Origin of the sequence: Aquimarina sp. 2-A2 (assembly GCF_045505135.1) — a bacterium.
Lineage (GTDB): Bacteria > Bacteroidota > Bacteroidia > Flavobacteriales > Flavobacteriaceae > Aquimarina > Aquimarina intermedia.
The window spans coordinates 478912-501231 of the sequence record NZ_JBJKFI010000001.1; the positions used below are offsets into that span (position 1 = coordinate 478912).

The 22320-nt window shown below is 35.2% G+C and carries 17 protein-coding genes and 1 tRNA gene; 7 read left to right on the forward strand and 11 right to left on the reverse strand.

Going from position 1 to position 22320, the window contains the following annotated elements:
- The first annotated feature begins 51 nt into the window (after positions 1–51).
- A tRNA-Cys gene (locus ACJRPK_RS02075) sits at positions 52–122 on the forward strand.
- A 36-nt stretch (positions 123–158) separates the two neighbouring features.
- On the opposite strand, the gene ACJRPK_RS02080 is transcribed toward ACJRPK_RS02075, so the two are convergent.
- From ACJRPK_RS02080 to rnr, 3 genes are read right to left on the reverse strand one after another with little or no spacing between them, the layout of a single operon-like run.
- Entirely contained in the window at positions 159–851 is a 693-nt protein-coding gene (locus ACJRPK_RS02080) for a LysE family translocator (protein WP_407138214.1), read from the reverse strand.
- Positions 852–890: 39 nt separating this feature from the next.
- Positions 891–1571: a head GIN domain-containing protein gene (locus tag ACJRPK_RS02085; protein WP_407138215.1), complete on the reverse strand. Its 681-nt coding sequence runs from the start codon at positions 1569–1571 to the stop codon at positions 891–893.
- A 32-nt stretch (positions 1572–1603) separates the two neighbouring features.
- Complete coding sequence (gene rnr, locus ACJRPK_RS02090; RefSeq protein WP_407138216.1) at positions 1604–3805, reverse strand: ribonuclease R; 2202 nt, start codon at positions 3803–3805, stop codon at positions 1604–1606.
- A gap of 517 nt (positions 3806–4322) precedes the next feature.
- On the opposite strand from rnr, the gene ACJRPK_RS02095 reads away from it, so the two are divergent.
- From ACJRPK_RS02095 to ACJRPK_RS02105, 3 genes are all read left to right on the forward strand, one after another.
- The gene (locus ACJRPK_RS02095; protein WP_407138217.1) at positions 4323–4562 is read left to right on the forward strand and encodes a DUF2007 domain-containing protein; all 240 of its coding nucleotides are present in this window, start codon (positions 4323–4325) and stop codon (positions 4560–4562) included.
- Between the two features lie 542 nt (positions 4563–5104).
- On the forward strand, positions 5105–5539 hold the full coding sequence (gene rpiB / locus ACJRPK_RS02100; RefSeq protein ID WP_148780957.1) for a ribose 5-phosphate isomerase B: 435 nt from the start codon (positions 5105–5107) through the stop codon (positions 5537–5539).
- Between the two features lie 24 nt (positions 5540–5563).
- Positions 5564–6013 carry a GNAT family N-acetyltransferase gene (locus ACJRPK_RS02105; RefSeq protein WP_407138807.1) on the forward strand — a complete coding sequence of 150 codons (450 nt, stop codon included), beginning with the start codon at positions 5564–5566 and terminating at the stop codon, positions 6011–6013.
- Here ACJRPK_RS02105 and ACJRPK_RS02110 read toward each other — a convergent pair.
- From ACJRPK_RS02110 to ACJRPK_RS02140, 7 genes are all read right to left on the reverse strand, one after another.
- Positions 6010–7632, reverse strand: coding sequence for a S41 family peptidase (locus tag ACJRPK_RS02110; protein WP_407138218.1), 1623 nt, complete (start codon positions 7630–7632; stop codon positions 6010–6012). The two genes, ACJRPK_RS02105 and ACJRPK_RS02110, sit on opposite strands and share 4 nt — an antisense overlap.
- A 39-nt stretch (positions 7633–7671) precedes the next feature.
- Positions 7672–8055: a ribonuclease P protein component gene (rnpA, locus tag ACJRPK_RS02115; protein ID WP_407138219.1), complete on the reverse strand. Its 384-nt coding sequence runs from the start codon at positions 8053–8055 to the stop codon at positions 7672–7674.
- 94 nt (positions 8056–8149) lie between these two features.
- Positions 8150–9982 carry a M1 family metallopeptidase gene (locus ACJRPK_RS02120; protein WP_407138220.1) on the reverse strand — a complete coding sequence of 611 codons (1833 nt, stop codon included), beginning with the start codon at positions 9980–9982 and terminating at the stop codon, positions 8150–8152.
- 8 nt (positions 9983–9990) lie between these two features.
- A complete protein-coding gene (locus tag ACJRPK_RS02125; RefSeq protein WP_407138221.1) occupies positions 9991–11667 on the reverse strand; it encodes a S8 family peptidase in 1677 nt (558 codons plus the stop codon).
- Positions 11668–11676: 9 nt separating this feature from the next.
- Positions 11677–12537 (reverse strand): MBL fold metallo-hydrolase, encoded by an 861-nt coding sequence (locus tag ACJRPK_RS02130; RefSeq protein ID WP_407138222.1) that lies wholly within the window; start codon positions 12535–12537, stop codon positions 11677–11679.
- Between the two features lie 55 nt (positions 12538–12592).
- Positions 12593–14815, reverse strand: coding sequence for a SulP family inorganic anion transporter (locus ACJRPK_RS02135; protein WP_407138223.1), 2223 nt, complete (start codon positions 14813–14815; stop codon positions 12593–12595).
- 24 nt (positions 14816–14839) lie between these two features.
- On the reverse strand, positions 14840–15700 hold the full coding sequence (locus ACJRPK_RS02140) for a universal stress protein (RefSeq protein ID WP_407138224.1): 861 nt from the start codon (positions 15698–15700) through the stop codon (positions 14840–14842).
- A gap of 122 nt (positions 15701–15822) precedes the next feature.
- Between ACJRPK_RS02140 and ACJRPK_RS02145 the strand changes: the two genes are divergently transcribed.
- Positions 15823–17682, forward strand: coding sequence for a cation:proton antiporter (locus ACJRPK_RS02145; RefSeq protein ID WP_407138225.1), 1860 nt, complete (start codon positions 15823–15825; stop codon positions 17680–17682).
- A gap of 33 nt (positions 17683–17715) precedes the next feature.
- Complete coding sequence (locus ACJRPK_RS02150; protein ID WP_407138226.1) at positions 17716–18045, forward strand: hypothetical protein; 330 nt, start codon at positions 17716–17718, stop codon at positions 18043–18045.
- A gap of 31 nt (positions 18046–18076) precedes the next feature.
- Here the strand turns inward: ACJRPK_RS02150 and ACJRPK_RS02155 are convergent, their stop codons facing one another.
- Positions 18077–19123 (reverse strand): endonuclease/exonuclease/phosphatase family protein, encoded by a 1047-nt coding sequence (locus tag ACJRPK_RS02155; protein ID WP_407138227.1) that lies wholly within the window; start codon positions 19121–19123, stop codon positions 18077–18079.
- A 297-nt stretch (positions 19124–19420) separates the two neighbouring features.
- On the opposite strand from ACJRPK_RS02155, the gene ACJRPK_RS02160 reads away from it, so the two are divergent.
- Positions 19421–22309 carry a carboxypeptidase-like regulatory domain-containing protein gene (locus ACJRPK_RS02160; RefSeq protein WP_407138228.1) on the forward strand — a complete coding sequence of 963 codons (2889 nt, stop codon included), beginning with the start codon at positions 19421–19423 and terminating at the stop codon, positions 22307–22309.
- Positions 22310–22320 lie beyond the last annotated feature (11 nt).

The following is a 22320-nucleotide window of genomic DNA, read 5'->3' on the forward strand; positions in this document are numbered from 1 at the left end:
CGTTCTTTTGTAATCATTATTTTTTTTACATTTGCCCACTGAAAGAATTACGGTGTCGTGGCCGAGTGGCTAGGCAGTGGTCTGCAACACCATCTACAGCGGTTCGAATCCGCTCGACACCTCAAAAATCCTGTTTTTACAACAGGATTTTTTTTTTGCTAGAAAGTTGAGTCCGGAGTTATCTTCTCTATTTCATTTTGTAGACGTTGCTCAACATTATCTGGCAATACCCCTTTTAATATTAGAAACATACCAAAAACAATCATTAAAATACTAATTACCCGCTTAATAACATACGTTCTCTTAGGTGTAAGTTTTCTTTTTAATCTTTTTGCGAGTAACATTTTGAAAACATCGATGACAAAATAAGTTATTAAAACCATGGCAAAGAAAGAAAAAATTCGATTCGAATCCATGTCTAACTGAGGTCCCATTACAATGATTATACTTAACCAAAATCCTAAAACCCCAATATTTATAAAGTTGAGAAGAAAACCTTTTATAAAAAGTTTTAAGTAGTTGTGTTTATTAATAACATCAACACTTGTGTCTCTAAGTTTATTATAATTCTTTCGTTCTTGAATAAATGAAATTATACCGTATGTAGCTAGCAACATCCCACCAAAAATAAACAACGCCGGATCATCTTTTATTTTTTCTAATATTTTATTGGTACTAAAATATGCAATGAGTATAAAGACAATATCGGCTAGAATCACTCCAAAATCTACAGCAACTGCCGCTCTAAATCCTTTTATAGCAGCTGTTTCTAATAAAACAAAAAATACAGGTCCGATTAAAAAGGCTAATAAAAATCCTAGAGGTATAGCTGCATGCGCGTCTTGAAACATAAATTTAAATCGTGTTTCTTACAAATCTAATAAATATGCTTAGTTAATCTCTATAATTTTGCCTCCAAATACTTTTTTACTATCGATGAGCCTGGGACTTCCATAAATTTTTATGGTCCCTCCTGCTGTAGTAGTTGCTTTTACAAACAGCTTTGCGTTAATACTAGCGCGCCCACCGGCACTTATAGAAACGTGTGTAGAATCAGAAACTAATTTTTGAGTTTCATATTGGCCGCCCGCTTTAATAGTAATATCTTGGTTATTGCTTGATCCATGGACTTCGATAACTCCGCCTGTAACAGCTTTGGATACTAATTTCTTAACAACAATTTTTCCTTTGATTTTAGCACCTTCCTGTACGCTAAGCTTCAATGATTCTTGTACTAATGAGTCTTTGACAAGCACAGATGCGCCTTCATTAGCATCAATTGTTTTGACTGTAGTATAAAAGATTGTAACCTTGGTAGCATCTTTTTCATCCCAAAGATTGTCCAATGACATTTTTAACTTTAGTACCCCAGCTTTCTCAACTACAGCGATTTCATCTTTTTGAGGACCTGAAATAGTTATTCTATTTTGATCCGCTCGTACTAATATTACATTGATTTTATCAAAAACTTTTAGCTCCTCAAAAGGTTGTAATTCGCTAGATGTTTTTTGTTGCGCAAAAGCTCCTAAACCAACTAGAAAAAGCAGATAAAAAATAGTATTACTGTTCATTGTCTGTATTTTAACGTATTGAATATTCCTAATTATGCTTCTACGCTTTCTTTAGAGCCTATCAAAGTAAAGTCCAAATGCCTTTTTACTAGATCAGCATTTTTAACTTTAACGTAAACCTCATCCCCTAATTGATATACTTTTTTAGTTTTCTGACCCATAATAGCATATTCGTCCTGATCAAAAACATAATGATCATCATTCATATCCTTAAGTCGTACCATACCTTCGCACTTATTACTTATAATTTCGATATAAATACCCCATTCGGTTACGCCAGAAATCACACCTAAAAACTCTTCATTCTCATGATCTTTCATGAACTTGATTTGCATATATTTAATAGAATCTCTCTCTGCAGTAGCTGCTATCCCTTCCATCGAGCTGCTATGATTACATTTTTCTTCGTATTCCTCTTCTGTTACCGATTTACCACCATCAAGATAGTGTTGTAATAAACGATGTGCCATTACATCCGGATATCTTCTAATTGGACTGGTAAAATGACTATAATGATCAAATGCTAATCCATAATGACCTATATTGTGTGTTGTATACTCTGCTTTACTCATACTGCGTATCGCCAAAGTATCCACCAGGTTTTGTTCCTTTTTACCCTGAACATCACTCAACAATCCATTTAATGATTTTGTAGTTGATTTACGATCTTTTAAATCCAGTTTGTATCCAAAACGACTGATAATATTTTGTAATGCTGCCAGTTTTTCATCATTGGGCTCATCGTGCACTCGGTAGATAAATGTTTTCTTTGGATTTTGCTTTCCAATGAACTCTGCTACTTTTTTATTGGCAAGCAACATAAACTCTTCAATTAATTTATTAGCATCCTTAGAAGTCTTAAAAAACACTCCCGTTGGCTCACACGCTTCATTGAGACTAAACTTAACTTCAACCTTGTCAAAAGAAATTGCACCATCACGCATACGCTTATTACGCATGATTTTGGATAAATCATTCATTGTTATAACAGCATCAGCTATAGCTTGTGGTGCTTCATAAGATGTTCCACTCAATGAAATTTCATCTGGAATTGTATTTGACTTGGATTCTATGATATGTTGAGCCTCTTCATAAGCAAACCGTGCATCAGAATAGGTTACAGTACGACCAAACCATTGATTTTTTATCTCTGCCTTCTTATTGATTTCAAATACTGCCGAAAAGGTATATTTCTCTTCATTAGGTCGTAGGGAACAAGCATTATTTGATAAAATTTCCGGTAACATTGGTACAACTCTATCGACAAGGTAGACCGAGGTAGCCCGCTCATAAGCTTCATCATCCAAAATAGTACCCGGTTGCAAATAGTGAGAAACATCTGCTATGTGAATGCCTATTTCGTAATTTCCATTATCCAAAATTTTAAACGATAAGGCATCGTCAAAATCCTTTGCATCTTTTGGATCAATCGTAAAAGTAAGCGTATCTCGCATATCGCGACGTTTTGCTATTTCACTTTCCTGAATGGAGGTATCGATTGCATTGGCATATTCCTCTACTTCTTTAGGAAATTCATAGGGTAGCCCATATTGTGCTAGAATAGCATGAATTTCTGTATTGTGCTCTCCCGGCTTACCTAAAACTTTGAGAACTTTTCCAAATGGCGAATCTGCTTTTTCAGGCCAATCCTCGAGCTTAACCAGTACTTTATCTCCATCAGCTGCTTCAAATATTTTATTTTTTGGAATAAAGATATCTGTATACATTTTGGAATTTTGAGTACTGACAAAGGCGTAATTTTTTTGAATTTCAATTACTCCGACAAATTCATCGCGCTTTCTATTGATTACTTTAGAAATTTCTCCTTCACTTTTACCACCGCGCTTTCTTTTGTATACATAAACTTCAACTTCATCACCGTCCAATGCTTTATTGAGATTGTTTTTAGGAATGAAAATATCTTCTTCCAAATCCTCTACAACTACGTATCCTGAACCTTTTGTTGTTACATCTAATGTGCCTGTGTAGGTATTAATATTTGGAACTAACTTGAACTTACCACGTTCAACTTCTTCTATTTGCTTTTTTGCGGTAAGCTGAGATAGCTTTTTAATTATTTGATTGCGACTACTAGGATCATCTACACCTAATTTCGATGCTATCTGCTTATAATTAAATGTTTTATCAGTATCTGCCTTAAGTATTTTTAGTATGGACTGGGTAAGATTTTCAATTTTAGCTGACTGTTTTCTTCGGCTATTCTTTCTTTTCATTTAGGTCATTTATATTTTAATCTTATAAATGTACGGCTAATCTTTTAACATCATTGAATTTGATATTAAACTTTTGTTAATCTAAAAACTGTATGATCCTACTTTTGCGCAGTGACAAAAATATTTTTACCAATTATTTTACCATTTCTTAAAATTTTCTTAATTTTAATATACCTTTTACCAGGTAAGTTTATACAAGCTTTTTAACATGTTAAAAATTAGTAAAGTACATAAAGTAATTCTGTTTTTTATATTCATCTTTATTGTAGGGGTGTATATTTTTATGGTACATATAGGTAACTCTATAGATAAAAATAATAAGTTTCATCCAGAGGATTATCAAACGGAAATTGATTCATCTCACACTACTAAATTACATAACACTTCCAAACCTAATTCTTAGGTAAATGGCTTATATCTAAGCGCTGTTCAAACTATTTTTTTCTTTAATTTTTACATCATCTTAACTAAAATCGTATGGCTAATTTGTATCTTTAAGTATAACAATAGTCTATCGATGAAAAACTTTGTAGTTATAATGACCTTTACTTATTCCTACGAGTACGCAGTACTAAAACACTTATTAGAACAAGAAGGGATCAATCATTTTTTTGAAAATGAAGTAATAGCGAACGTTTTTCCCTTTTACTCAAATGCCCTAGGCGGAATACACTTGCGCGTTCATACAAACGACGTACTTTTAGCAAGAGAGATTATAGATTCTCTTCAACTACCTAAGCATCTTAAAATAGTTTAATCTCTTTATACTTGTTAACACATATATTATATTAAATTTTCTTTTTTCGAATTTTTTAAAACTTGAATGGTTATTATTATAGGGTGTTAATAGCGGTAAAACTTTTATGTTTTAAACTTGCTTTTGAAGTTAGAACCAGTAATCAAATAGCTATTAACATACATAAATTGTAATAATCGATTGATTTACATAGTATCTTAAAAAGTAATAAACAGTTGTTAATAAAACAAACATTGGCAAAATGTGAAATTTTTCTGATAATTATAGCAGTTGATAACTCAAAATATTGGTTCAAAACTTAGCCAAAAATTGTAACGTTATAATTTTGATATATGGAGATCTTCCTTGTATTGTTATTTTATTTGATAGTACAAAATAAACTTCCTGAATTTTAGAAACTAGTTATTCACATAAGATGTTAACAGGGTTGACTTACTTATGAACACAACGGTATGGGTAAACATTTTATATGGGTTTTTAGCCATCGTTTTATGCTATACCCCTATCTTTGTAGTAAATATGAACCTTTAAATCGAATTCTTGTGAAAATAGCTATTGGTAATGATCACGCGGGAACAGCTTATAAATTTGCTGTCAAATCATTGTTAGAATCTGAAGGTATAGAAGTTATTAATCACGGTACTGATGATACTAGTAGTGTTGATTATCCTGATTTTGTGCATCCGGTCGCTAAGGCAGTAGATACAGACCAAGTACAGTTTGGTATTTTGATTTGTGGTAGTGGTAATGGAGTGGCTATGACAGCTAATAAGTATACTAATGTAAGAGCTGGTCTATGTTGGATAAAAGAAATTACTGCTTTATCCAGACAACATAATAATGCTAATATTTTATGTATTCCTGCACGGTATACGTCAGAAGCTCAAGTGCTGGAAATGGTCAAAACTTTTATTGACACAGAATTTGAAGGTGGCAGACATCAAAATAGAGTCACCAAAATATCTCAATGCTCATAAAATAACTTCGCAGTTATGTCTGAAATTAATTTTTTTGTCAAAAAATTTAATGAGTTGTCTATTGATGAATTATATGAAATTTTGAGACTAAGGACAGAGATCTTTGTTGTAGAGCAAGATTGTGTATATCAGGACTTGGATAATAAAGATCAAAAGGCATTGCATGTTATTGGTGTAAAGGAGGGTACTATCGTTGCTTACACACGATTATTTGATGCTGGAGCATATTTTGACAATGCGAGTCTTGGACGTGTAATTGTGGCAGCCGATCAAAGAAAATTTTCTTATGGACATCAACTTATTGAAGAAAGTCTAAAGGCTATAAAAAGATTTTATGCTACTGATACCATAACTATATCGGCGCAGTTATATCTAAAAAAATTTTACGAAAAACATGGGTTTCTGCAAAAAGGAGATACGTATCTTGAAGATGGTATTCCACATATAAAGATGATCCGTAGTTTGCAGAATTAGTTAAGAATATTGTTGTATTCTTTACTATCCTTAAGAATCTCTATACTTTTTAAGACTTCAGGATTATGTGTCACATAATACTCATATAAACCTTCTCTGTAGAAATAGCGTTTTATAATTTCATCAGTTAAAAGTGCTTTAATCTCTTGTCTGTCTGTATCTAAACCTTGCTCCTTGGTAGTTTGAATGGTTTTTAATAAAGCTTGATAACTATCAAACACCGATGCATCCATTTTTTCTTTTTTAGCAACCAGCATGGCTTTTTTTAGGGCAGCTTCTGTCTCAGTTTCAAAAGAAAACTGACTTTGCTTTACAAATTTTTTAAACGCTTCATAATCGCTATCAGTAAATGCAAAATCTGATGATTTATTCAAAGAATGTGAGTAATAATACTGTGTTGCAAAATCAAAAATAGCATCAGATTTTAACAAAGCTGTTGTTATATTGCTATATCCCGAAGAAGCAAGTTCAATATCTGGTTGTATACCTCCACCATCATATACAGTTCTACCGTTCTTTGTTTTAAACGCTTTGCTTTCGTTTTTATCGTAGCGTACCGCCTTATTATTTTTATCTCTGTTCCAGTAATCCAATGCTTGAATACATCTACCACTCGGAGTGTAATATCTTGAGATGGTTATCTTAATTTGTGTTCCATAGGTAAGTTTTTTGGGACGTTGAACTAAGCCTTTTCCAAAACTACGAGCTCCAATGACCACCCCACGATCCAAATCCTGGATACCACCGGCTACAATTTCACTGGCCGATGCACTTCTACCATTCACCAAAACAACCAGAGGAATAGTAACATCAATCGGTTGATTTTTAGTGTAATATTCCTTGTTATACTTTTTAACCACAGATTTTGTAGTGGTTATTAACGCATTTTTGGGTACAAAAATGTTGGTAACATTGATTGCTTCACTAAGCAATCCACCTGGATTGCCTCGAAGATCCAGAATAATTTTATCAGCTCCTTTCGCTTTTAAAGCTTCTAAGGCGGCGATAGTTTCACTTGATGCCTTATTATTAAATTTTGATAAGACGATATAACCAATGTTATCTGATAACAACGTATAAAATGGAACTGCATTCACCTCAATTTCTTCTCGTGTAAGTACGGTTGTTTTTAACTCTCCTTGTCTTTTGTATGTAATCGATACTTTTGTCCCACCAGCACCTTTAAGCAGTTCTCCTGCATCTTCGTCAAAATTAGATATATCGATATCTCCTATCTTAATAATTTCATCTCCGGCCTTTAAACCTGCTTTATCCGCTGGATAGTCTTTATAAGGTTCTACAATTACAATGCTATGTTTACCTGTTTTTACTGTGGCGCCAATACCTGTATATTCTCCGGCATTACGAATTTTGGAAGCTTCTACATCTTGCTCATTCCAATATTTTGTATAAGGATCCAAATCATCTAACATTGCAGTAATGGCTGTATCCATAAGTTCTGCAGGATTGGTTTCATCTACGTAATTCATGTTTAATTCTTTAAACATAGTAGTAAAAATCTCGATCTGTTTGGCAATCTCAAAAAAATCGGATTTAAAACTTACGGTAGCAAAAAATAAGACTAATGCCGCGCTGCTGAATATAATTCTCTTTTTCATAGTAGGTCTATCTTTTTGAAGATGTTGGAAGTTATGTGCTCAACTGCTTTTTGAAATTTCTTTATCCATAAACTTCTGCAACACTTTCATTACACTTTTTTCTATACGAGATGAGCTAGGAAACTCTTTTCCAGTATACAGAATCATTAAATTATAAGATTGGGTAGTTTGTTGTTGTACAAGATACTTATTTTTTCTGTAGGATTCTCGCAATAAACGTTTTATATGATTACGATCTACTGCTTTTTTAAAATTACGTTTACTTACCGACACAGCAGCACGTAAATTTGTTTCTTCGGTATCCGGTCCTACAGTGTAAATTAAACGTATTGGATATTGAGCAACTGATTTCCCTTCAGAAAACAGGAATTCAATGGTTTTCTTACTTTTTAAACGCTCTTTTTTGGATAAAGTTGCTTGCATACTGTGCAAAAATAAGGATAAGATTTATTAGTATGTGAGTAAAAAAAATCCGGACTTAATTATTAAGTCCGGATCCTAGAAACTTTAAAATAAATTATAGTTTCATTGTATTATTTCCAGCATTAATATCAGCCATTTTTTTAGATGGATCGATAACAATTTCTGATATGGTTGCTTTAGACTTTGATAAGTTGAGTTTATACATAGGATGTGTCCACGCCCAATCATCAGCAACTACCCTATTAATATCTTGGTGTTGGTTCTTTTTCTGTCCACGCATCATACGCAGCGGAATATAGTAAGCTTCTTTGGTACCATCCTTATAAGTTACTAATAAGTCGATAGGCATAGGGATACGCCCAATTCTTTCTAAGCTCACAATAGCTTTACCATCTTCTTCTTCTATACTTTTGACACCATAATCAATTGTACTTGTGGTTTGTGTCCAATCAGTTAAATACCAGTCAAGCTGTATACCGGAAACTTTTTCTGCGATTCTTTTGAAGTCATTAGGTGTAGGATGCTTAAACTTCCAATCGGAATAGTATCTTTTTATAGTTTTTGCTAAATTTTCTTTGCCGATGATATAGCCCAACTGTGCTAAAAAGACAGCTCCTTTAGAATACGCTGAAGCACCATAGGCACCATTATAATCATAATGATCAGCTTGTGTACTTTGCGGTTGTTCTTTACCTGAAGTAGCTAACCACGTATATCCCTTGTAGATGTTTTCGAATGGATTTTCCTTTTTTTGCTCCATTACTGTATTCATTGCTAAAGCAGAAATATAACTGGTAAACCCTTCATCCATCCATTCATGCTTAGACTCGTTGGTTGCTAAAATATGTTGAAACCAGGAATGAGCCATTTCATGAGCTGTTACACCAACAAGACTTCCAAATTCACGCTCACCTGTAATCAGCGTACACATCGCATACTCCATACCCCCATCACCTCCTTGGATGATAGAATATTGATCATAAGGATAGTCGCCAATATTTTTGTTGAAATACTCCATCAAGGCTACAGCTTTTGGCTGTAAATTTTTCCAGTTTTCTTGAATTTCCTTTTTGTTTTTATACAAAAAGTGAAGCATGGGTCCGTTAGGAACCTGTACTTTATCATGAATAAATTCAGGATCAGCAGCCCAGGCAAAATCATGCACCTGAGGTGCCTTAAAATGCCATGAGAGCTTTTTCTCTTTCGTTGTTACCTTCTTGTCACCCGATTGATATCCATGTCCAATAGCATCTGCATTTTGCAAATACCCTGTACCCCCCAACACATAATTTTTATCTATGGTGATGGTTACGTCAAAATCTCCCCAAACTCCATGAAACTCTCTGGCGATATATGGGTGTGCATGCCATCCTTCAAAATCGTATTCTGCCATTTTAGGATACCATTGTGTCATTGAGAGTGCAACACCTTCAGCATTATTGCGTCCTGATCTACGAATTTGTTTTGGTACTTGTCCATTGAACTGCATTGCAAAAGTTGCCTTTTTACCTGGCGCAATCGGTTCTGTAAGTGTCACTTCAAGAACGGTTCCTTCGGTGATATATGTTACTTCTTGTCCATCTTGAGTAAGTGCATCCACTTTAAGAAATCCAATCTCCTCTGGAGTTAATTTACTTATTCGATCCTCAACTCTACTATCGGGATCCGGCAAATTACGCGAGCGAACATCCATCTCGCTTTCTGGTTGGAAAGCATTAAAGTATAAATGATAAAAAACCTGTGTTAAGGTATCTGGTGAATTATTGGTATATACCAATTCCTGAGTTCCTTTATATTGAAAATTCTCAACATTCATATCCACATTCATGGTATATGAAACATGTTGTTGCCAATAACTTGTATTATTTTGGCCATAAGTTGCTAGTATTCCCATACAAGAAAACACTAAAGAAAATAGTTTAGTCATAAGAATGATTATTTAGACATTTTATCAGCGTAAATTAGTGCATTATAGAGATTCACCATTTTTCCTGATTTTGATAATTCTGTAAAATTTCCTGTATTAGCTGCATCACCACCAATCACTACCGTTGCTTTTGTAGAGAGGCCACTGTTCATAAGCACTTGTTTCACTTGAGCTGCAGACAATTTGGGATAGTATGAACGGATCATTGCGGCCACTCCTGCTACCGCCGGTGCAGCCATAGAGGTTCCTTGTAAGTATTCATAAGTATTTAATGGTGTTGTAGCCCAAATTTTAACTCCGGGAGCAAATACATCGACATTACTTTTTCCATAATTCGAAAAATTCGCAACCAAATTACCTCCATACTCATAGTTTAAAGCTCCGACAGTTAAAAAGGTGTTAGCAATTTCGGATCCGGTTGTTTCCTGATCGTTTGGATATACAGCCTTTTCATCAAGATTTATTCCTTCATTTCCAGCCGCATTCACGATTAAAACATCGTTATCAGCCGCATATTTAATAGCATCCTGTACCCATTCCGGATGTGTGCTGAAGTATTTTCCAAAACTTGTATTGATAACTTTAGCGCCATTATCAACCGCGTATCGAATCGCCAAAGCGATATCCTTATCATATTCATCTCCATCAGGAACAGCACGTAAAACCATAATTTGAGTATTTTGTGCAACACCATCTACACCTTTGTCATTACCACGCTCTCCGGCAATAATACCAGCAACATGTGTACCATGCTTTAATCCTTTCTTATCTGGTTCTGGCCCCATAACATTGTTATTCCCATAAGCAGTGTCGGTAAGGTCATCAACGTTGTCCCTCACATTTTTACGCCCATCAAATTCAAGGTTCAAATTGTAATTTAATGAATTTGAAAAGTACTCAATACCTTCGTTAAGATTAGCCATTAGATCAGGAATACGCTCATCACCGTTAGCAAAACCAAACATTTGAGATATAAACCCTGCATGCTGTTTCATTTCGGGCGTTTCTGGATTAAGTTGAGCCACTTCTGCACTAGAATAATCTTCCTTCCCCAAGGCTTCGGTTAAGGCTTTATGAGAAACTTGTATTTGGTTAAGTATTTGTTCATACTGATCTTTATTTCCCTTAGTTTCCTGATATTCTTTTTCGTACTCTGCTTTAGCCTCAATATACAATTGATATTCAGAACGATCTGAAGCAGCCACATCAGCCAACGTTTTTCCTTGATATTTTGGCTTTAGTTTTTTAATTATTCGTACAAATTCCAAATTTTCATTTGTAGAATCCCCAAGATAATTCCACCCATGAATATCATCAATATAGCCGTTATTGTCATCGTCTTTACCATTCCCTTTAATTTCACCGGGATTGGTCCAAATTACCCCGTCTAGATCTTCATGTTCTATATCTACACCACTGTCAATAACACCTACGATTACCGTCTTCCCTTTTTTACCTTGTATAATTTCGTTATACGCTTTATCAACACTCATCCCCGGGATAGTGTCGCTTACTAAGTCAGCAGCTTTCCAGTTTTTTAATTGGGTGTCAGATAAAGGAATGGTTTTCAGAGGAACGGTATCTATGTTTTCTATTGGAGTTGAGATAATTGCCGGAGTTCCACAACCGGTTAGTAATACTGCCGAAGCAAATGTCACGGCTATTTTATGTGTTGAAAGATTCATATGGTACTATTAATTAAATAATTCATTGAAGGTGTATACATCTTTTAATCGAACACCTTTTTCTGTTTGCTGAACGGTAATTATTTCGTTATGAGCATCGTGCTCTAAAAATAAATACCAGTTGTTTTTTGCAGCGTTTTCCAAAAATAATGCTTTTTCTGGCATAGTAAGTAAGGGTCGTGTATCATATCCCATAACATAAGGCAATGGAATGTGGCCTGCTGTCGGTAAAAGGTCTGCCATAAAAACAATAGTCTTATCCTGATATTGAATATGAGGAATCATTTGTTTGTCGGTATGGCCATCGGCAAACAAAATATCAAAACCAAGCTCTGAGTTCGTTTGAAAGGCTTCTCCTGACCTCTTGACAAAATTAAGGTGTCCACTCTCCTGAATAGGTAAAATATTTTCTTTTAGAAAAGAGGCTTTCTCTCTGGGGTTGGGCTTAGTAGCCCACTGCCAATGTTCCTCATTACTCCACACCTTGGCATTTTTAAAAGCTAATTCATACCCTGTACGATCCGTATTCCATTGTACGGTACCTCCACAATGATCAAAATGTAGATGCGTCATAAATACATCCGTAATATCGTCTCGATGAAACCCGTATTTTTGTAACGAACGATCAATAGAGTCATCTCCCCATAAAGAGTAATAACTAAAAAATTTATCAGATTGCTTATTACCCATACCGGTATCGATAAGTAGTAATCGATCTCCTTCTTCTATTAGTAAGCAACGGGCTGCGATATCGATTAGATTTTTCTCGTCCGCCGGATTGGTTTTATTCCAGATTACTTTGGGTACCACCCCAAACATAGCGCCACCGTCTAGTTTGAAGTTTCCTGCGTTTATAGGATATAATTTCATAAAGGCTCAAATTATCCTTGCAAAATAGAAAAAATGGCAGCGAAGTTGACTTTATTTACAGAGTTTTTAACAGATTAGGCTCATATTTCAACTTAGAAACAATTTTGTGCAGCCTAATTCCAAAATCCAGTAGCGCTTTTACTTCTTTCACGCTGGCCAAGCGTTCTGTTTTCATAACTAAAAGAGCGTTGGCATTAGACTCAATGTGATAGTAAGGATTGCTCTCAAAAAATAAGACTAAAGCATCCGTAAAAAAAGCTTCTATTTCAGCTTTATTTTCAGCCATTAAAAAGAAACGTTTTGAAAAATCAGGATGATCTTTTATATCGATATCCTTAAATCCTGAAAACCGATATAAAAAATTCAGTAAATCTTCTTTATGCAATGTAAAATTCGGAATAGTTCTTTCTAATTTTATAGTTAAAAAAGTAGCTCGCAACTGCTTTTGAGATATAAATTCGCCTTCGGTATATTCTGTATCAAAAACGTTGAAATTTGTATGTTCATCAATTAATTGATTATGAATAAAATTGATTTTTTTTAGTTTAAAGAAAACAAAAGAATAAAGCGGATTTACTTCATATAATTTAACAGGGTTATAGGACCACTCAAAGTCATGAGCCACATTTTGTAGATCTTTCTGTCTTTTTGTAAGATTGGTTTTTGTTTTTCTAGCGTTAGAAAAGGAGAACAATCGGCGCACTGCTAACGGATGGGCAGATGAAGTACCATGAATATCCAGTCCGTTGATATCAAAAGATCCGCCGTTGCGCGTAAAAATTTCTTGATATCCCAGCAAATGCTCCTGTACCGTAAAATCCACAAACTCACATAGCGAAAAATCAACAATAACGTCTCCATTTATCGGGATTGCATCTAAATTGTTTTTAAGCTTGTAATAGTTCATAAAGCTTGAAAAATTTTTGACGCTCACAAAATAATTCCCTTGCGCCTGTTCTTTGAACATTAAAACGTTAGGGCGAATAGCATTCGAAAGAAACAGAAGCACACTTTTATTTAAGATAATATGGATGATTAATGTACTCAAAATTCCGATAAAAATACCAGTAATTAAATTGGTTGTGATCGTAGCTATTATAGTAACGAAAAAAATAAAAACTTGTTCATTTCCAATTTTTGCAATGCTTTTAAGCGTTGAAGGCGAAGCGAGCTTATATCCAGTATACACTAAGATCGCAGCAAGTGCGGTCAAAGGAATTCTGCGAAGTTGATCCTGGAATAATAACACAAAAAGAATCAGAAAAAATGCATGAAAGAAGTTAGCACTTCGATTAGATCCGCCGTTGTTCACATTGACAGAGCTACGAGCAATTACAGTAACAACGTTGAGACCTCCCAACAAACCACTCACTATAGAGGCCAGGCCCAGAGCTTTTAAATCGCGATTCACATTTGATCTACGTCGCTCAGGATCTAACTGATCGATTGCTTTGATGCTCAATAAGGATTCTATACTTGATATCAGGGTTATTGCGAGAACGACTCCAATAAACTTAGGCGTAAACAATAGAGAAAAATCCGGTGTAGGAAAACCCGATAAAACAGAGTCAGGAAGTTGAACTAATAAAGCTGTAGCTATTGGATATGTTTCGCTAGAGAAAAATTCATAATAATAACTATACCCAATAACGAGCACTACGATCCACATAGGTGCTGGAATTAGCTTTAAATATGGGTTTCGAATTGCCCCATGAAATCGCATAATTAGTAAACTGATTAAACCGATAGATGCGGCCGCTATGGTACTTGCAGTTGCTTGAGAGAAAAGCCCAAGTACTACTGAAGGGAACGTGAGTAATAATTCGATAGTATCTCCCTGAGCACCAGTATTAGCAAACATGACATGAAGCTGTTTTGCTAAAATACTTATACCAATGGCAGCTAACATACCTTGAATCGCAGAGGAAGGAAAAAAATCACTAAGAATTCCCAACCGCAAAAAACCTATAAGCAACATCAACGCTCCCGAGCAAATAATCGCTGCTAGCGTAAAGAGATAGCCCTGATAGAGATCTCCGCTTGCCAGCGTAGAGATCGCACCCAATAATACTACCACCAAACCGTTGCCCGGTCCAGCAATAGTAACATGTGAACCCCCAAAGATTGCGACGACTATACCTCCAACGATTGCGGCGATAATGCCAGAAATCGGAGGTGCGCCAGACGCCAATGCTAATCCCAACCCAAGAGGAAGTGCAATTAAGGAAACAACAAAACCCGAAAACATGTTTTTTGGCAGATTACTAAGAAAGTTCATTGAGGTATTCTTAAAATTTATCATTTATCTTACAATTAATACATCGGTTGGAAGCTCAGATAAAATATATTCCATATCGTGCGGAAAAATACGATCTAAAAAAGTGCTCTTTTCCGGAGCGTTCATTATTAATAAATCGGCACCGACAATCTTAGCATAATGTCCAATGGAATACCCTCTCTGTCCAAAAATTGGTTGAATTTTGATTTTAACTGCACTTTTTAGTTGTGACGGTATTTCTTTTAAAACATCATGAACTCTTAGTGCTTGTTTTTGGGAAAGTTGCTCTTTGATCAAGGTACTTTTGAGTAAAGACTTGTTATCCTGAACAATTACCTTAACGTCTTTCTTAGAAATTTCTTCAACAATCGTTAGTTGTTTACTATCTAGATTCTGTGCAAATTCAAAAGATGCGCATAACGTTTCCTGTGTTTTATTATTGTTTAAACCGTTCACTACAATATGTCGACACGGTCGAAGATCTTCAGAAGGTTTTATAAGCAATAAAACTGAACATGGTGCTTTACGAACAATTTTACGTGCGATGGATCCTATATAAAACTTTAAAATATCTTCTCTTGGTGTCGCTCCCAGCATAATTAGATCTGCATTTGTACTTTGAGCCGATTTAATAATAACCTCTACAGGATCACCGTCTTTCCATATCATTTTCACTTTTCCGTCATCGTCATCCTCAAACCCGGATAATAAATGTCGAATAGTCTCCTCCTTTTCTTTGGTTTTCTCACCAACATGCACTAGAACTAGGCGGCAATCAAAAAAGTCAACCAATCGCATGGCTTCAAAAATGTTATTTTGGAGATTTGGTGAAAAGGCAACACCTATTAAAACGGTTTTAAATTTTTGAGGTAAACAAGGGTTCAAATGATATAATTTTACATTAAGGGTAGAATATAGAATTAATTTTTAAAAGTGAAAAATTGTTAACGATTTTATACATCATAAAAAAAATGACGAACTTGCTAGCTTTTTAAGACATAAAACATATGATTGAGCTATCAGGAATAATAATTTTAGGAATACTTGCGCAATGGGTAGCCTGGAAATTTAAAATCCCCGCGATATTACCTTTAATATTAATTGGACTCCTTGTTGGACCAATATCTACCTTATTTACAGAGAATAGCACAAAATTAATACAACCTATTTGGAACGGAACACAAGGCTTATTTCCCGGCGAAAGTCTATTTTATTTTGTGTCACTGGCAATAAGTATCATATTATTTGAAGGAGGACTTACGCTGCGCAGAGGGGAAATTTCAAACATCGGTCCGGTGATTATAAAACTTATTAGTGTAGCTGTTATCGTCACCTTTTTTGGCGCTGGCCTTGCTGCTCACTTTATTTTCGGACTCAGTTGGCCGATTTCTTTTTTGTTTTCCTCTCTAATTATTGTGACGGGACCTACCGTAATTACACCTATTCTTAGAAACATTCCTCTCAAAAAAGATGTTTCAGCCATTCTTAAGTGGGAAGGGATTCTAATTGATCCCATAGGAGCTTTGGTAGCAGTTCTGGTTTTTGAATTCATAAGTGTAGGAGAAGGACAAGAATTTACGCAAACTGCGTTGATGGAATTTGGAAAAATCGTTTTGTTTGGTTTCACTTTTGGTTTCACTTTTGCACACGCACTTGCTTTTGCAATCAAAAAAAATGTAATTCCTCACTATTTATTAAATGTTTTCACACTAGCAACAGTCCTTGGGGTGTTTGTACTTTCTGATGTATTTGCACACGAATCAGGTTTATTATCTGTTGTTATTATGGGAATGGTGTTAGGAAATATAAATTTACCTAATATTGAAGAACTCCTTTATTTTAAAGAATCACTAAGCGTACTGCTGATTTCGATTCTTTTTATTCTATTATCTGCAAATATTAATATTGAAGAACTTGAATTGGTATATAACTGGGAAGCAGTATTGTTATTTGCCACTGTAGTATTTTTTATCCGGCCTGTCGGTGTGTTTTTGAGCTCCATAGACTCTGGCTTAAAACTGAAAGAAAAATTATTTATTAGCTGGGTAGGACCAAGAGGTATAGTTGCGGCAGGAATAGCTTCGTTGTTTGGTTTAAAATTGACTGCCGACGGTGAGCCTGGAGCAGAGTATATAACACCTTTAGTTTTTATGATTGTGTTAGGAACAGTACTTTTAAACGCTACCACTGCCAGATTATTCGCAAAATTGGTAGGTGTTTTTCTAAAAAAATCAGAGGGTATTTTAATCGTTGGTGGATCAAAGGTTTCTCGTCTCATAGCCTCATATCTTAAAACTAATGACCGACACGTTGTACTCTTGGACAACAATAAAAGTAATGTCAAAAAAGCTAAAAATTTGGGCTTAGACGCTATAGAAGGTAACATCTATAATAATACAATCAAAGATAATATAGAGTTGAGCGATATTGGAATTGTAATGGCATTGACCGGAAACAGTGATATAAATAAATATGCTATCAAAAAATTTGCAGATCAATTCGGTGAGAATGGATCTTTCAGATTAGTGACTACAGAGGAGATGAGTGATCCCGACAATAATCCGGAAGAAGGTCTATTCTCTCAAACAGATGATTATTATAAGCTCATGGATTTAGCAGAACGCTACCCAATGATCATGGAAATTGAAATAGAAAATGAAGAACACTACAAAAGCTTAATTGAATTATCCAAGAAAGAGGGGAACATGATTCCATTGTTTATTAAAACTCCCGAGGATTCCATTCGAATTATTCCATCACATAGTGAGGATGTCAAACGTATAGAGCCCGAGAGCATTTTGGCATATATTGGCAAGCCTATTGATGTTGAAGAATCTGCAACAGTAATCGATAAAACAACTGAATAAGCCGACGTAATACATTTTTATCTCTTAAATTTTTTGTTAATTATATACTTTTTAAGTAGTTTAGCTTTTTTAACTCTAATCTATTTAACTTTTTTAATTAAGAAAAAAATTCTAATCTTATGTGTTTGTATCTTAGCCATTGGACTCACTTCATGTGGAAGTGATGATGATGCTGGCTTTGATTGTTTAAAGCTAACTACTGACGTTAGCACAGCGACTTCAGCGTATGCCGAAAATCAGACTACCGAAAACTGTAATGCCTATAAACAATCTTTAGAGGCTTATCTTGAAGGTAATTGTTTCCCTGACGAACAGTCAGAAGCTTCCTTTAGAGAGCAATTGGCAGGACTTACGTGTTCATAATATAAATAAAAAGGTTCCAAGCGGAGCCTTTTTAATTTTTTTTTATCAAGTAAACGCAAACAGGAAAATGATCACTATATCCGCCTGTAAACCTACCATTTGCAAAACTTCTAAATGGATATCCCTTATAACTACCGTTGGCAGTAGTTAGAAATTTTTTAGCGTATACTTGAGCTTTATAGTATTGAAACGTTTTGTAATCCGTTTTCATAAGTGCTTTTGAAAGCAAAACTTGATCAAACAAATTCCAGCTATCTCCCCAAGCCAGAGATCCAGTGCCATTCGACAGAATTTCTTCAAAAGGATTGAATTGTTTTGAGTCAGAAAGTGTATTTATTGTATTTGACGTATTTAAAACCTCTCGAATGCTCTCATTTTTAGGACCGTCATTAAAATCTCCCATGGTGATAATCTTTGCATAAGGATCTTTGAACAACAAAGAATCAATTATGTTACGTGTAATGCGAGCTGCTTTATTTCTTTTGTATTTGCTTCTGGCTTCGCCTCCTCTTCGTGAAGGCCAGTGATTTACTATGATGTGTAATAGTTCATTCTCCAGATATCCGGTCACGACAAGTTGGTCACGCGTATACATCCGTTTTCCTGTCTTTTGGTCATATAGTAAAACGGGGCGAGTCATCGATTGAATGGGCCTAAAAATATCTTTTCTATAGAGCAGAGCCACGTCTATTCCTCGACGATCTGGAGAATCATAATGAATGATACCATAGCGGTAGGATGCCATAGCTTCTTGTTGTATCAAATCTTCCAATACTTTCTTATTCTCAACTTCTGCAACGCCCAAAATGGCCGGTGGACTTTTAATTAGATCACTACCTATAACTACAATTGCAGAAGCCATATTTTTGAGCTTTTTACGATATATTGCTTCGGTCCAATGATCTTTTCCATCAGGTGTGCGGTCATCATCAAAGGTCTTAGGATCGTTTATAGTATCAAATAGATTTTCTAAATTATAAAAACCAATAGTTATAACTTTATAGGAAGTAGTAGTTTGAGCATACCCAAAGGACAAAATATTAGTAAATAATAGGACGAGCGTAATTCTAAAATACATAAATGGTTTAGGTTTAAGAGGTAACCAAATTAACAATCCTTAGAGTAACGATCAAAAAAAATTAAATAGTTAGCATCTAATTATATAGTAAAATCCAACATATCATAGACGAACAGGCGTTTCTCATGTGACGGTTTTTTTCTTGACAGCAGAAATAAAGCAAAGAAGATAGCTAAAATTAGGGTATTTTTCCCCTGTTGCAAAATAGAAAAAATATAGTATGTTTGTCATAAGTAATTGATATATTATAGTTTAATTCATTCCAATTACTTACTCTTAATAACCTAAACCATTCAAATGAGACATCTTTTATCACCAAACCGGTGGTCATCGTATTTGTTTATTTTCTGTTTTACTTACACGATTAACGCACAACGAAGCTCAATAAAGGGAACAGTTGTAGATCAAGAAACAAGTGCACCTTTAAAAAACGTTCATATTGCGCTCAACAATACCACAATCTTTACAAAATCTGATAATAAGGGAGGTTTTATCATTAGAATTCCTGATGATGTATTTGGTGACCAAATTTTAATCTTTTCTTGTGCAGGCTACAGCAAAAAGATTTTTCCAATTTATATCGTAGAAGGTGAAGTTATAGACTTAGACCGAATTAGCCTTCAATATGATCACATTGCGGACAATAAAAATATCGGAATTATTTCCTTATCCAACGAGCAGTTGATTAGTACTGAAGACGTAAATACATACCATTCCGGTGTGTTGCAAGCCACCAAAGACGTTTTTCTTTCAGCAGCAGCATACGATTTTAGCAGTACTTTTTTTAGACCGAGAGGATTGGGTAATGCGTATGGCAAAATATTGATAAATGGTCTTGAGATGAACAAATTGATTAATGGACGTCCGCTTTGGAGCTCTTGGGGAGGACTTAACGATGTTTTACGTAATCAAACCTACTATCGCAATTTGAAAACAAGCGAAGTCGCCTTTGGAGATCTTGGCGGGTCAACGCATATTACCATGAGAGCCTCTCAATATAAAGCAGGTGGAAGAGTTTCATACGCGTTGGCAAATAGATCATATACAGGACGTGTAATGGGAAGTTATCATTCGGGTTTAACTAAAAAAGGGTGGGCGTACTCTTTAGCAATATCAAGAAGATTTGGAGACGAAGGAATAATTGAAGGAACCGCCTATAATGCCAACTCATTTTTTGTTTCGGTAGAAAAACAGATTAATGACAGACATGCGCTCAATTTTACAGGGTTTTATACGCCAATCAAACGTGGTAAGTCTACAGCAATCACAGAAGAGGTTTTTAGATTGAAAGGTAAGGAGTATAATCCCAATTGGGGATATCTTAATGGGGAAAAAATAAATGCCAAAGTTCAAGTTGTAGAAGAACCGGTTTTTATGTTCAATTATTATTGGCAAGTAGGAGAAAAAACGAGTTTGAACACATCAGTAGGATTTCAAACCGGAAATCGATATACAACACGATTAGATAATGGGGGCACGGATTTGTTAACAGATACAGAAGGAACGGTTGGCTATAGCGGAGGAGGTAGGAGTAAGACAATAAATCCTATGCACCCGGAACATCTGCCAAGCTTTTATCTTCAAAAATCTCAAAATAAGGCATCGGATTTTCAGAAAGCATATCTCGCGGAACAGGCATTTTTGAACAGCGGACAAATAGAGTGGAATGAATTATTCACCACAAACCAACGTAATAAAAATCAAAACAAAAACGCAACCTACGTATTATTACAGGATAAAACAGAGGATAATCAATTAACTGTAAGTGGTTTAGTAAATAGTGAACTCAGTAGGGCTGTTTCAATTAGTGGGGGTGTACAGCACCGTAATCTTATAAGTCAAAATTATGCTGAGGTAGGAAATATGTTAGGTGGAACCGGCTTTCTCGATATCGACAATTTTGCCAGATTTGGTGAGAATCAAACGAATAAAGAAGTTGTAAAAAGAGCGCAGAACGATCTCAAAAATCCAAACAGAGTTGTAACCCAAGGGGATGCATATAAATATAATTATAAAATTCTAGCGAGCGAAACTAAAGGGTTCTTCCAGGGAGAAGCGGATTATAAAAGTATCAATGTATCTATTGCCGCAGCTTTGAGTACTACTTCTTATCAACGAGTCGGATTGTATGAAAATGGATATTTTCCGGGAAAGAGTTCGATTGGATCTTCTGATAGAATTTCTTTTACAAACTATGGTTTCAAAACGGGAGTGACCGCTAAGTTGCAGAAAAACATGTTCCTAGAAACAAATATGGGCTATTTTACTAAGGCACCTACCCTTGAAAATAGCTTTGTAAATGCCAGACAAAATAATTTATCCATATCAGATATTACCAAAGAAGGAAATCAGTCCGAAGAAATACTTTCTATCGACGCCAGTTACATTCTGCAAAACCAAAGATTAAAAATTCGTTTATCTGGGTATTATACGACAATTCGTAAAGCAACTGATATCTCATACTATTACACGGAAGCTATTGAGGCAGAGGACTCAGGATTGGTACAGGAACTCTTGTTCGGTATTGATAAACAATATTTTGGGGGAGAAGTAGGTGTCAGCTATCAAATTACACCCACCTTACGATTAAAAACTGCTGCAGCACTTGGTCAACACACATATGACAACACACCTAATCTTTGGTTAGCGAGTACCAGTAGCGCTTTTGTAAGAGATGGCGGTATCAAAAACATGGGAAAGGTGTATCTCAAGAACTATCGATTATCGGGCGGACCCCAAACAGTTGCGCAGCTTGGCTTTGATTATAGGGATCCAGATTTTTGGTGGCTTGGTACGAGCGTAAATTATTTCTCTGAGGCGTATATAGGAATTAGTTCTTTTGCCAGAACCGATAATTTTTATAAGGACAGTGATGGATTACCTTTTAATGAGTATGATCAACAAACTGCACAAAAATTATTACAGCAAGAACGGTTCGACGACTATATTCTGGTGAATGCAGTAGGGGGCAAATCCTGGAGAATTAAACGCTATACATTCGGTTTTTTTGCAAGTATTAGTAATGTGCTGAATCAATTATACAAAACCGGGGGATTCGAATCTTCTCGCAGAGCTAATTATAGATTGGCGTTAGAAGAATCACAACGAGAGACTCCGATCTATGGATCCCGCTACTTTTATGGAGCAAGCACTTCATATTATCTTAATTTTTACTGTAGATTTTAATAATTATACTT

What these genes read in the sequence shown, in the direction of transcription:
- ACJRPK_RS02145 (WP_407138225.1), top strand. Translation starts at nt 15,823, where the DNA reads ATGATTGAGCTATCAGGAATAATAATTTTAGGAATACTTGCGCAATGG.
- ACJRPK_RS02110 (WP_407138218.1), bottom strand. Translation starts at nt 7,632, where the DNA reads ATGAAAAAGAGAATTATATTCAGCAGCGCGGCATTAGTCTTATTTTTT.
- ACJRPK_RS02125 (WP_407138221.1), bottom strand. Translation starts at nt 11,667, where the DNA reads ATGAATCTTTCAACACATAAAATAGCCGTGACATTTGCTTCGGCAGTA.
- rnpA (WP_407138219.1), bottom strand. Translation starts at nt 8,055, where the DNA reads ATGCAAGCAACTTTATCCAAAAAAGAGCGTTTAAAAAGTAAGAAAACC.
- rnr (WP_407138216.1), bottom strand. Translation starts at nt 3,805, where the DNA reads ATGAAAAGAAAGAATAGCCGAAGAAAACAGTCAGCTAAAATTGAAAAT.
- ACJRPK_RS02120 (WP_407138220.1), bottom strand. Translation starts at nt 9,982, where the DNA reads ATGACTAAACTATTTTCTTTAGTGTTTTCTTGTATGGGAATACTAGCA.
- ACJRPK_RS02085 (WP_407138215.1), bottom strand. Translation starts at nt 1,571, where the DNA reads ATGAACAGTAATACTATTTTTTATCTGCTTTTTCTAGTTGGTTTAGGA.
- ACJRPK_RS02155 (WP_407138227.1), bottom strand. Translation starts at nt 19,123, where the DNA reads ATGTATTTTAGAATTACGCTCGTCCTATTATTTACTAATATTTTGTCC.
- ACJRPK_RS02095 (WP_407138217.1), top strand. Translation starts at nt 4,323, where the DNA reads ATGAAAAACTTTGTAGTTATAATGACCTTTACTTATTCCTACGAGTAC.
- ACJRPK_RS02160 (WP_407138228.1), top strand. Translation starts at nt 19,421, where the DNA reads ATGAGACATCTTTTATCACCAAACCGGTGGTCATCGTATTTGTTTATT.
- ACJRPK_RS02080 (WP_407138214.1), bottom strand. Translation starts at nt 851, where the DNA reads ATGTTTCAAGACGCGCATGCAGCTATACCTCTAGGATTTTTATTAGCC.
- ACJRPK_RS02135 (WP_407138223.1), bottom strand. Translation starts at nt 14,815, where the DNA reads ATGAACTTTCTTAGTAATCTGCCAAAAAACATGTTTTCGGGTTTTGTT.
- ACJRPK_RS02130 (WP_407138222.1), bottom strand. Translation starts at nt 12,537, where the DNA reads ATGAAATTATATCCTATAAACGCAGGAAACTTCAAACTAGACGGTGGC.